At 68.4% G+C, this 10,815-nt stretch carries 11 protein-coding genes; 8 read left to right on the forward strand and 3 right to left on the reverse strand.

Annotation, left to right across the window (positions count from 1 at the left end; translation table 11 throughout):
- Positions 1 to 30: 30 nt before the first annotated feature.
- The 7 genes from VFV09_00440 to VFV09_00470 all read left to right on the forward strand — a co-directional run bounded on the left by VFV09_00440 (position 31) and on the right by VFV09_00470 (position 6,008).
- A complete protein-coding gene (locus VFV09_00440; GenBank protein ID HEU4866169.1) occupies positions 31 to 1,062 on the forward strand; it encodes a glycosyltransferase family 2 protein in 1,032 nt (343 codons plus the stop codon).
- A complete protein-coding gene (locus VFV09_00445) occupies positions 1,059 to 2,156 on the forward strand; it encodes a glycosyltransferase family 1 protein (GenBank protein ID HEU4866170.1) in 1,098 nt (365 codons plus the stop codon). Before VFV09_00440 ends, VFV09_00445 begins: the two co-directional genes overlap by 4 nt.
- Positions 2,153 to 3,109, forward strand: coding sequence for a glycosyltransferase (locus tag VFV09_00450; protein ID HEU4866171.1), 957 nt, complete (start codon positions 2,153 to 2,155; stop codon positions 3,107 to 3,109). The genes VFV09_00445 and VFV09_00450 overlap by 4 nt, the downstream gene beginning before the upstream one ends.
- A gap of 16 nt (positions 3,110 to 3,125) precedes the next feature.
- Positions 3,126 to 3,812, forward strand: coding sequence for a nucleotidyltransferase family protein (locus VFV09_00455; protein HEU4866172.1), 687 nt, complete (start codon positions 3,126 to 3,128; stop codon positions 3,810 to 3,812).
- A 67-nt stretch (positions 3,813 to 3,879) separates the two neighbouring features.
- Complete coding sequence (locus VFV09_00460; protein ID HEU4866173.1) at positions 3,880 to 5,463, forward strand: acyl-CoA carboxylase subunit beta; 1,584 nt, start codon at positions 3,880 to 3,882, stop codon at positions 5,461 to 5,463.
- Positions 5,460 to 5,744, forward strand: a complete 285-nt coding sequence (locus VFV09_00465) for a hypothetical protein (protein HEU4866174.1) — start codon at positions 5,460 to 5,462, stop codon at positions 5,742 to 5,744. The genes VFV09_00460 and VFV09_00465 overlap by 4 nt, the downstream gene beginning before the upstream one ends.
- A gap of 81 nt (positions 5,745 to 5,825) precedes the next feature.
- Entirely contained in the window at positions 5,826 to 6,008 is a 183-nt protein-coding gene (locus tag VFV09_00470; GenBank protein HEU4866175.1) for a hypothetical protein, read from the forward strand.
- Positions 6,009 to 6,114: 106 nt separating this feature from the next.
- Here the strand turns inward: VFV09_00470 and VFV09_00475 are convergent, their stop codons facing one another.
- The 3 genes from VFV09_00475 to VFV09_00485 are packed head-to-tail and all read right to left on the reverse strand — an operon-like array spanning position 6,115 to position 9,147.
- Entirely contained in the window at positions 6,115 to 7,056 is a 942-nt protein-coding gene (locus tag VFV09_00475) for a UDP-glucuronic acid decarboxylase family protein (GenBank protein ID HEU4866176.1), read from the reverse strand.
- Positions 7,053 to 8,360: a UDP-glucose/GDP-mannose dehydrogenase family protein gene (locus tag VFV09_00480; GenBank protein ID HEU4866177.1), complete on the reverse strand. Its 1,308-nt coding sequence runs from the start codon at positions 8,358 to 8,360 to the stop codon at positions 7,053 to 7,055. Before VFV09_00480 ends, VFV09_00475 begins: the two co-directional genes overlap by 4 nt.
- Before the next feature lie 49 nt (positions 8,361 to 8,409).
- A complete protein-coding gene (locus tag VFV09_00485; GenBank protein ID HEU4866178.1) occupies positions 8,410 to 9,147 on the reverse strand; it encodes a biotin--[acetyl-CoA-carboxylase] ligase in 738 nt (245 codons plus the stop codon).
- A 37-nt stretch (positions 9,148 to 9,184) separates the two neighbouring features.
- On the opposite strand from VFV09_00485, the gene accC reads away from it, so the two are divergent.
- Positions 9,185 to 10,815, forward strand: a 1,631-nt coding sequence (gene accC, locus VFV09_00490) for an acetyl-CoA carboxylase biotin carboxylase subunit (GenBank protein HEU4866179.1), incomplete at its 3' end; no start/stop codon positions are given.

Consider the following 10,815-nt stretch of genomic DNA (forward strand, 5'->3'; position numbering starts at 1 on the left):
TAGAGGTGACGGTCTAGGCTGACGGAGAAAATGGAGCCAACCCAAACGGCGCACCCCACGATGTCTGCGGTCGTCCTCAACTACAACGGCGGGAAGATGGTCCTCGACTGCGTCGCTGCCCTGCAGGCCCAGAGCCCGCCCTGCTACGAGATCGTCTGTGTCGACAACCACTCGGGCGACGGCTCGGCGAACGACGTGGAGGCCAGGTTCCCCGGCGTTCGGATCGTCCGGCTTCGGGAAAACCTGGGGTTCGCCGGAGGGATGAACCGTGCGATCGACGCTTCAAGTGGAGACTACGTGGCCCTGATCAACCTCGACGTCACCCTGTCGCCCGACTACCTGGACCTGTGCGCGCAGGCGCTTACCGCCGACCCGACCCTGGCCGGTGTGACCGGGAAGCTGCTCCGCCCGGACGAAGCCGACCCGCCGATCCTCGACACCACCGGCCACACCGTCTACCGCAACCGGCGGGCGGTCGACCGGGGCGAACGGGAGCCCGACCTCGGCCAGTACGACGGCGACACCGGCCTCTTCAGCATCTGCGGCGCCGCCCCGATCCTGCGGAGGACCGCCCTGGAGGACGTCCGCCTGGACGGCCAGTACTTCGACGAGGACTTCTTCGCCTACTTCGAGGACTTCGACCTGTGCTGGCGGGCCCAGTTGCGGGGGTGGCACTTCGCGTACGTCCCTCAGGCGCGGGGCACCCACTACCGGGGAGGGAGCGGCGGCAAGTCGTCGACGTTCATCCTTAGCTGCAACCACCGCAACCGGCTGCTGGTGATGCTGCACAACGACTCCCCGGCCAGCTTCCTGCGCCACCTGCCGGGCATCGCGTACACCGAGGTGCGGGCCACCCTCCACATGCTGAGCCTCCGCCCGGCCGCCCTGGTCCGGGCCTGGGCCGCTTTTTTCCGGCTGCTCCCCCGCCAGATCGGCAAGCGCCGCCGGATCCAGGCCGGCCGTAAGGTGCCGTGGCAGGAGCTGGAACACTGGTTCCAGTCCTACGACTACCGGTTCTCCGAGATGCTCCGCCGGGCCCGCCAGCGGAAGGCGGTCCGGTGAGGATAGGCATCCACGCCGACCCGGCGGCCCACTCGATCCCGGGCGGGGTAGGGGTTTACGTGCGGCGCCTGGTCGACGAGCTGCTGGCCGCCCCGGGCGACGACGAGCTCAACCTGATCATCTCCCGCTTCGCCACGCCCCCTGCGGCCTGGGTGGAGGCGACCATGATCCGGCCCCAGCTGAAATTCGCCGCACTCTACGCAGCGTGGAACTTTGCCAACCGGCCCCCGATCACCGAAACGCTCGACGTCGTCCACGCCACCAACCTCGTCATCCCGCCGGCCGCCGGGGCGGCACTGGTCTCGACGATCCACGACCTCGCAGTCGACCAGATGCCCGAGGTGGTTCCCTTCCCGTGGCGCCAGCTCTACCGCCGGGGCCTGAAGCGGGCGCTGGAGGAGTCGAAGGTCATCTGCGCGGTGTCCGAGGCGACGAAGCAGGGGATAGTCGACGCCTACGGCACCGACCCGGAGCGGATCCTGGTCACCCCGGAGGCCGCCAACGTGACCCCGGCGAGCCCGGTCGACGACAACGTCTTCAAGCGGCTCGGAATAGAGGGACCCTACGTGCTGAACGTCGGGACCGTCGAGCCGCGCAAAAACCAGGCCCGCCTGGTCAAGGCCTTCGTCGACGCCGGCCCCCACCTCGCGGGCCACACCCTGGTACTGGCCGGCATCCCCGGCTGGGGGCAGGAGGAGGTGGAGGCGGTGATCGAGAAGCTGAAGGTGCGCCACCGGGTGATCCTGAGCGGCAAGGTCACCAACCTGGAGCTCGCCTCGCTCTACTCCCGGGCCTCGATCTTCGCCCTGCCCTCGCTCTACGAGGGGTTCGGCATCCCGCTGGTCGAGGCGATGTCCTTCGGCATCCCGTCGGTCGCCGGGTCCACCCCGGCCCTCGCCGAGCTGGCGGGCGACGCGGCCCTGCTGGCGGATGCCCGGGACGCCAACGCCCTCGCCCAGGCGCTGGAGCAGCTGGCAAGCGACGAGGCCCTGCGGACGCGCCTCGCCGCCGCAGCGACCGCCCGGGCGGCCGGCTACACCTGGGCAAAGACGGCTCGGCTGACGCTGACGGCCTACCGGAGGGCCGCCGGGTGAGGATCTCGCTGATCTCGACGCTGCTGAACGAAGCCGCCGGCCTGAAGGAGATGCTCGCCGCGGTCGACGGGCAGACCCGGGCGCCCGACGAGGTGGTGATCGTCGACGGCGGCTCGACCGACGGGTCGCTGGAGATCCTCCAGGGCTGGGCGGACGGGCGACCGGAGATCCGAATAGAGAGCCGGCGGGGCGCCAACATCTCGGCCGGGCGGAACGCTGCGATCAGGCTGGCCACCGGCGACGTGATCGCAGTGACCGACTTCGGCTGCACCCTCGACCCGGAGTGGCTCGCCGCCCTCGCCGCGGGCTTCGAGGGTGGCGCCGACGTGGTCATGGGCTTCTACGCGCCGGACCCCCGCAGCCGGTTCGAGCGGGTCGTCGCCTGCCTGAACCTCCCCGACGCCTCCGAGGTAGACCCGGACAAATTTATGCCGTCGTCCCGCTCGGTGGCGTTCCGCAAAACGGTTTGGGAGAAGGCCGGGGGGTACCCGGAGTGGCTGGCCATCGGAGAGGACATGTACTTCAACTTCCGGGTGCTCGACACCGGCGCCCGGCGGGTCTTTGCACCCGGTGCGCTGGTTCACTGGCGCCTCCGGCCCGACCTGCGCTCGACCCTGCGCCAGTACTTCCGCTACGGCGAGGGCGACGGGCGGGCCGGGATGTACCCCAAACGGCACGCCCTCCGCTTCGGGACCTACGCCGGAGCGGCCGGGTTCCTTGCCGTCGCCTCCCGCCGTCCGGCGCTGCTCGCCTTAGTCCCGGTGGCGGTCGGCGTCCGCATGGCGCCCGCCTACCGCAGGGCGTTCAAACGGCTCGATGCCGCCGAGGCGGCGCTGGCGCTGGCAGTCCTCCCGGTGCTGGAGATGCTAATTGACCTCGCGAAGATGGCCGGATACGTTTCTGGAAGAATCGCCGGGCAGCCGGTGCAGCCCCGAGCGACCCCCTATTCCTGAAAGGCAGTCCCGACCCATGCAAGCGATAGTCCTGGCCGGAGGCAAGGCAACCCGGATGCGGCCCTACACCGACGACCGGCCCAAAGCCATGGTCGAGGTGGCCGGCATGCCGATCGTCGAGCACCAGATCCGGTGGTTGGTCGACAACGGCGTGAAGGAGATCGTGGTCTCCTGCGGCTACAAGGCGGAGATCCTCCAGGAGCACCTGCAGGACGGGCAGGACGTCGGCGCGGCCATCACCTACGCAGTGGAGTCAGAGCCTCTCGGCCGGGGCGGAGGCCTGAAGTTCGCCGCCCGCCGGGTGCCCCACCCCGAGCAGTTCACCTTCGCCCTGAACGGTGACGTGCTCTCCCGCTTCGCCCTTGCGGACCTGCTGGCGCACCACCGTTCGGTCGGCGCGACCGCCACCGTGGCTCTCGCCCCCTACAAGACCACCTGGGGGATTGCCGACCTGGACGGCGGGCTGATCAAAGGGTTCCGGCAGAGCCCGACCCTGCCCTACTGGATCAACGGCGGCATCTACGTGCTGGAGCCGGAGTGCGTCGACCTGCTCCCCGACAAAGGCGACCACGAGGACTCGACCTTCCCCGAGCTGGCCCGGCAGGGCAAACTCGGCGGCTACCGGATCGACGGGTACTGGCGCGGCATCGACACGGTGAAGGACGTCATCGAGGCGACGAACGACCTCGAACAAATCGGGTAACAATCCCTCACCGGTAGACTCCAACCCAATGGCAAAGACCGAACCCCGCACCGAACAGGACCAGACCATGTCCAGCTCCCCGGACCCAGGCGTCTCCAAGACCTCGGTCGACTACCGCATCGAGCAGATGCGCGCCCGCGAAGAGGAGGCCAGGCAGGGCGGCGGCGCGGCGGCCATCTCCAAGCAGCACGAGAAGGGCAAGCTAAGCGCCCGGGAGCGCATCGACCTCCTTCTGGACCCCGGCTCTTTCGAGGAGACGGACATGCTGGCCCGCCACCGGGTACACGGCTTCGGGATGGAGGACAAGCGGCCCTACGGCGACGGCGTCGTCACCGGCTGGGGCACGGTCAACGGCCGAAAGGTCTTCGTCTACTCCCAGGACTTCACGATCTTCGGCGGGTCGCTCGGCGAGGTCGTGTCCGAGAAGATCTGCAAGATCATGGACCTGGCGCTCGCCACCGGGGCCCCCGTGATCGGCCTGAACGACTCGGGCGGCGCCCGCATCCAGGAGGGTGCGGCGGGCCTGGCCGGCTACGCCTACATCTTCGACCGCAACGTCCGGTCCTCCGGAGTCATCCCACAGATCTCGGTGATCCTCGGGCCGAGCGCCGGCGGGGCGGTCTACTCCCCCGCCATCACCGACTTCGTATTCATGAGCCAGGGAACCTCGCACATGTACATCACCGGCCCGGCGGTAATCAAGACCGTCACCGGCGAGGAGGTCACGCAGGAGGAGCTGGGCGGGGCCATGGCCCACGCCTCCCGGTCCGGCGTCTGCCACTTCGTCGGCGAGGACGAGCGCCACACGCTGGAAACCGTCCGTTACCTGCTGAGCTTCATCCCCTCGAACAACGCCGAGAAGGCTCCCTTCTTCCCGCCCTCCGACGACCCGAACCGGGAGGAGGACCGCCTGGTAGAGCTCATGCCGGACGAGGCGAACAAGCCCTACGACATGCACGAGGTCATCAAGCTGGTCTTCGACGACGGCGAGTTCCTCGAGGTCTTCCCCCACTGGGCCCGCAACATCATCACCGGGTTCTCCCGGCTGAACGGCCACTCGGTGGGCATCGTCGCCAACCAGCCCCAGGTGCTGGCCGGCTGCCTGGACATCGACGCTTCGGCCAAGGGCGCCCGGTTCGTCAGGTTCTGCGACGCGTTCAACATCCCGTTGATCGCCCTGGTCGACGTCCCCGGATTCCTTCCGGGCCTCTCCCAGGAGTACGGCGGGATCATCCGCCACGGCGCCAAACTGCTCTACGCCTTCACCGAGGCCACCGTGCCGCGCATGACCGTGATCACCCGGAAGGCCTACGGCGGCGCCTACCTGGTGATGAACTCCAAGCACATCCGCTCCGACGTGAACTTCGCCTGGCCCACCGCCGAGATTGCGGTCATGGGCCCCGAGGGGGCGGTCAACGTGGTCTTCAAGCGCCAGCTCGAAGGTGCCGAGGACCCGGTCGCCAAACGCAAGGAGCTGATCGACGAGTACACCGAGAAGTTCGCCAACCCGTTCATCGCCGCCGAGCGGGGCTACATCGACGCGGTGATCGAGCCCCAGCAAACCCGCTCCCGCCTGATCAAGGCCCTGGAGATGCTGCAGACCAAGCGGGAGAACCTGCCGGCCCGAAAGCACGGCAACATCCCCCTGTGAGCCTGGCTTCCGGTTCCGATGCGGCCCGCCGCCACGCCCGCCGGGTGGAGTGGCTCTCCATAAAGCCCGAGCCCACCCCCACCGAACGGATTGCCCTCATGGCAGCCCTCGAGCTGGCGCTCGGCACCGAGGCGAAGGAGATCCCGGCGTCGGGCTGGTCCTCTCCGCAGTACCGGGATGGGAGCTCGCTCCGGCCCGGAATGAGAGTCTGGACCGCAGGGGTCGAGTCGGAGGCCCCCAGACAGCCGGCGCTGCCCTCGAAAACCGGGCGCAGAACCTAGTCAGTCGGGGGATGTTTACCTGAATCTGGGCTCGGGTAGACCTCCAAGCGAGTCAAGGTAGGCTCACTGAAAGGAGCAGTCATGCCCGACGAAGAAGGCAACATGAAGGCCGATTCAGGTACCGACACCCCGCTCCACGCCTACAAGCAGGAGTCCGGAGGCGGCAGCTCTGACCCGCACCAGGACGACGTTCAGGGCGACCCCACGGGCGGCGATGTAGTGCAGCAGCCGGTTGAAGAGCGCCAGGACCCGGGCAAGCACTAACCCCACCGTCCGGCCTTTCAGCCCCAGGGCCGGCTCAACCAGTTTTAGCGATAGCTACGTTTTCCAGCCCCGGCCCAGTCGGGGTTGGAAACCGTAGCTTTTCGCGTCAGGGGGTTTTCCAGTTCGACCGGCACCACTCCGCCGTCCGGCGCAGGCCCTCCTCGAGCGACACCTTCGGCTCCCAGCCGAGCAGCTCCGTGGCCCTCGTGAGATCCGGCCGGCGGTTCTGCGGGTCGTCCACCGGCCGGGGCTCGTAGATGATCTCCGAGTCCGCGCTCAGGGCCTTCTTCACGATCCCGGCGATTTCGAGGATCGTCGCCTCCCCCGGGTTGCCGATGTTGACCGGCTGCGCCGGGCCCTCGTAGGCGAGCAGCCGGATGAACCCCTCGATGAGGTCGTCGACGTAACAGAGGCTGCGGGTCTGGTTGCCGTCGCCGTGGACGGTGATCGGCCTGCCCGCCAGGCACTGGTCGATGAAGGTCGGGACCGCCCGGCCGTCGTTGCGGCGCATCCGGGGGCCGTGGGTGTTGAAGATGCGCACCACCCGGACCGGCACCCCGTGGGTCCGGTGGTAGGTGAACGTCAGGGCTTCGGCGTACCGCTTGGCCTCGTCGTAGCAGGCCCGCGGGCCGATGGGGTTCACGTTGCCCCAGTAGGTCTCGGGTTGCGGGTGGACTTGCGGGTCCCCGTACACCTCGGAGGTCGAGGAGAGAAAAAAGCCGGCACCCTTCGCCTTCGCCAGCCCGAGGCAGTTCAGAGTTCCGGCCGACCCGACCTTCAGCGTCTCGATCGGGTACCTGGCGTAGTCGACCGGGGAGGCCGGCGATGCGAGGTGCATGACGAAGTCCACCGGCCCGTCGACCTGGATGTGGTTGGTTACGTCCTGGATAGAGAGCTCAAATGCCGGGTCGTCCTGCAGGTGCGCCACGTTCGACGTGCTCCCGGTCAGCAGGGAGTCGAAGCAGACCACCTCGTGACCATCGTTCAGCAGCCGCTCGCACAGGTGGGAGCCGAGAAACCCGGCCCCGCCCGTGACGACTACCCTCAAAGATTTGCGGGCGGGCGCCCGGTGGGAATGTAGCTGAAGCCGGCCTCCACCACGTCCGCCGCGTTCAGCAGGTTGCGGCCGTCCACGATGATCGGCAGGGTCACGATGCCCTTGAGCCGCACGAGGTCGAGCTCGGTGAACTCGGGCCAGTCGGTGCAGACCACGATGCAGTGGGCGCCTTCGGCCCCCTCGTACGGGTCGTCGACCACGGTCAGCCCGGGTAGCTCCTGCACCGCGAACTCGTTGGCCTGCGGGTCGTGCCCCACGACATCGGCACCCAGGTTCGTGAGGGCCCGGGCGAGGTTGATCGCAGGCGACTCGCGCACGTCGTCGGTCCCCGGCTTGAACGACAGGCCCAGCAGCAGGATCTTCTTCGACTCGACGTTCCAGAGCGCGTCCTTGATCTTGCGCACGGTGGCGTCGAGGGCCCCCCGGTTGATCTTCATGACCTCCTCGAGGAGGCCGAAGTCGTAGCCGAACCTGCCGGCGACCGCCTTGAACGCCAGCAGGTCCTTGGGGAAGCAGTAGCCGCCGTACCCCAGGCCGGCGTTCAGGAACTCGCGCCCGATCCGGTGGTCGGAGCCCATGATGTCGGCGACCGACACCACGTCGGCCCCCGAGGCCTCGCACACCCGGGCCAGGGCGTTGGCAAAGGAGATCTTGAGGGCCAGGAAGGCGTTGCAGGCGTGTTTGGCCAGCTCGGCGGTGTGGATGTCCACCTCGAAGTACCTGCAGCCGTCGCCCAGCACCGGCGCGTAGAGCTCCCGCATCAATGCGTGTGCCTGCGGGTCGTCCGAGCCGACCAGGATCCGGTCGGGGTGCAGGCTGTCGGAAACCGCCGCCCCCTCCCGGAGGAACTCCGGGCTGGAGACCAGGTGGACGGTGTGGGTGGTCGCCTTGGCGAAGATCGAGTGAAGCCGGTCGGCGGTGCTGACCGGGACCGTGGACTTCTGGATCACGACAATGTCGCCGGTGGCGTTGCGAGCCACCGCCCAGGCGGCGTTCTCCACCGCAAGCAGGTTGGCTTCCCCATCGGCCCGGGCCGGGGTCCCGACACAGATGAACGCGCAGTCGGCGCCCTCGATGGCGCTGGAGGCGTCCTTGGTGAAGCGCAACTTGCCGGAACCGACGACCTCGTCGAGGAGGTCCTGCAGGCCCGGCTCGAAGAACGGCGCCCTGCCCTGCTTCAGAGTCTCGATCTTGACGTCGTCCTCGTCGAGCCCGACGACGTCGTGGCCGAAATGAGCCAGGGTCGCCGCAGTCACCAGCCCCACGTGGCCCACCCCGATGACTGCGACCTTCATAACGGACCAACCTTTCCTTGAAGAAAAATATACCTACCCTGAGACGGGATCACCGGACCTGGACAACGTCGCCGGCCCTCACCACCCGGCCCCCGGCCAGTACCAGCCCCCCGAACGGGTCGATATCGACCGCGCGGTCCTCGATAAAGCCGCTGCCGAGATCGACCCTCACCTCCCTCCCGAGCGTCCGGGACCACCCCCGGTAACCGGCGGGGACCTCGGCCGGCGGAGTTTCCACCAGACCCGAAAGGCGGCCGGTCAGGTCGGACAGCACGTGCAGCCGGCTGAACGCCCGGCCCGAGAAGTTCTCCAGGCTGGTGGCGGTTGCCGCAATCTCTTCGGGGAACTCGACCCGCCCGACGTTCAGTCCGATACCCAGGATAACCACCCCTTCGGCCGCTTCGGCCAGTATCCCCGCCACCTTGCGGCCGCCCAGCAGGACGTCGTTCGGCCACTTCAGCCCCGGCTCCAGCCCGAGCCCGGCGAGGCATTCGCAGAGCGCCACCCCGGCGGCCAGCGAGATCAGCGGCCACCCTTCGGGAGCGGTGCCCGGCCTCAGCACGACAGAGAACAGAAGGCTTGAGCCGGCGGGCGCGGTCCAAGTTCGGTCGAGACGGCCCCGGCCGGCGGTCTGGAAGTCGGCGACGACCATCGACCCGGCCGCTGCGCCCTGGTTCGCCCACGCCATCGCCCGGCGGTTGGTGGAGTCGGTCTCGGGCAGGAAGCGGACCTCGGGAACCCAGCCGGGAAGGGCTTGGCTGAGGCGCTTGTCGTCGAGGTCGTTCAACGCTGCGATCCTACCTCGCTAGAATTCGCTGGTCCCTATGCCAAAAATCACGAAAGTCCTTGTAGCCAACCGCGGCGAGATTGCCATCCGGATCTTCCGGGGGTGCCGCGAGCTGGGCATCTCGACGGTCGCCGTCTACTCCGAGGTGGACCGCGACGCTCTGCACGTCACCTTTGCCGACGAGGCCTACCTGCTGGGCGACACCGCCCCCTCTGCCAGCTACCTGAACATCCCCAAGATCCTGGCGGTGGCCGCACGAGCCGGGGCCGACGCGGTCCACCCGGGGTACGGGTTCCTGGCCGAGAACGCCGGCTTTGCCCAGGCGGTCATCGACGCAGGCCTGATCTGGATCGGCCCACCGCCGGAAGCGATCGAAGCCGCCGGCGACAAGCTCTCCGCCCGCCGGATCGCAGCCAAAGCGAAGGTCCCGAGCGTCCCCGGCTCCAAGGGGTCGATCCCCGGCCCGGAGGCCATCGTCCCGTTCGCCGAGGAACACGGCTGGCCGGTTGCGCTGAAGGCGGCCAAAGGCGGCGGCGGGCGCGGTTTTAGGGTCGTCCGCAACCAGAACGAGGCCCAGGGCGCCTTCGACGGGGCCACCCGCGAGGCCGAGCTTTCGTTCGGCAGCTCCGAGATCTACATGGAGCGCTACCTGGAGAACCCGCGGCACATCGAGATCCAGATCCTCGCCGACCAGCACGGCAACACCGTCTACCTCGGCGAGCGAGACTGCTCGCTGCAGCGGCGGCACCAGAAGCTGCTCGAGGAGTCCCCCTCCCCCGTCCTCGACCCCGAGACCCGGAAGGCGATGGGCGAATCGGCGGTGGCCTTCTCCAAAGAGGTCGGCTACTTCTCCGCCGGGACCGTCGAGTTCCTGTTCGAGCAGAGCCCCGAGGGGCCCCGATTCTTCTTCCTGGAGATGAACACCCGCCTGCAGGTGGAGCACCCGGTCACCGAGCTGGTGTGCGGCGTGGACCTGGTGCACGCCATGATCCGGGTGGCCGAGGGCGAGCCGCTGGGCTTCACGCAGGAGGACGTCACCCTGCGGGGCCACGCTATCGAGTGCCGGATCAACGCCGAGAACCCACTCACCGACTTCCTGCCCAACCCCGGCAGCATCGGCGAGTACGCCGAACCCGGCGGCCCAGGGGTTCGGGTGGACTCCGGCGCCCGGGCCGGCACGGTCATCCCGGCTAGCTACGACTCGCTGATCTCCAAGCTGATCGTCTACGGCGCCGACCGGGACGAGGCGATCCGCCGGATGGTGCGGGCGCTGGACGAGTACCGCATCGAGGGCCTGGTCAGCACGATCCCGTTCCACCGCCTGGTCCTGTCGAGCCCGTGGTTTTCCGAGGGCAACTTCTCCACCAAGACCATCGAGAACGACCTGGACCTGAACGAGATCGACCTGGGCGACGCGGGCCGGGCCGGCGCCCCCCTCCCCAAGCCGCGCAAGGTCTCCCTCGAGCTCGACGGGAAGCGCTTCGAGGTCAAGTTCACCGAGCTTTCCGGCCGGCAGACCAAACCCAAGCCGCCGCAGCAGACGCACAAGAGCCTGGCCGGGTCGGGCGACACGCTAACTGCCCCCATGCAGGGGACCATCGTCAAAGTCCTGCACAACCCAGGCGACAAGGTTAAGGCCGGCGACGCCATCCTGGTCCTGGAGGCGAT

It is taken from the genome of Actinomycetota bacterium (genome assembly GCA_035759705.1).
In the GTDB taxonomy this organism is placed as follows: Bacteria; Actinomycetota; CADDZG01; order JAHWKV01; family JAHWKV01; genus JAJCYE01.

Excerpts from the sequence above, each read along its gene's own strand:
- VFV09_00470 (HEU4866175.1), top strand. The coding sequence starts at position 5,826 with ATGCCCGACGAAGAAGGCAACATGAAGGCCGATTCAGGTACCGACACC.
- VFV09_00455 (HEU4866172.1), top strand. The coding sequence starts at position 3,126 with ATGCAAGCGATAGTCCTGGCCGGAGGCAAGGCAACCCGGATGCGGCCC.
- VFV09_00440 (HEU4866169.1), top strand. The coding sequence starts at position 31 with ATGGAGCCAACCCAAACGGCGCACCCCACGATGTCTGCGGTCGTCCTC.
- VFV09_00460 (HEU4866173.1), top strand. The coding sequence starts at position 3,880 with ATGTCCAGCTCCCCGGACCCAGGCGTCTCCAAGACCTCGGTCGACTAC.
- VFV09_00480 (HEU4866177.1), bottom strand. The coding sequence starts at position 8,360 with ATGAAGGTCGCAGTCATCGGGGTGGGCCACGTGGGGCTGGTGACTGCG.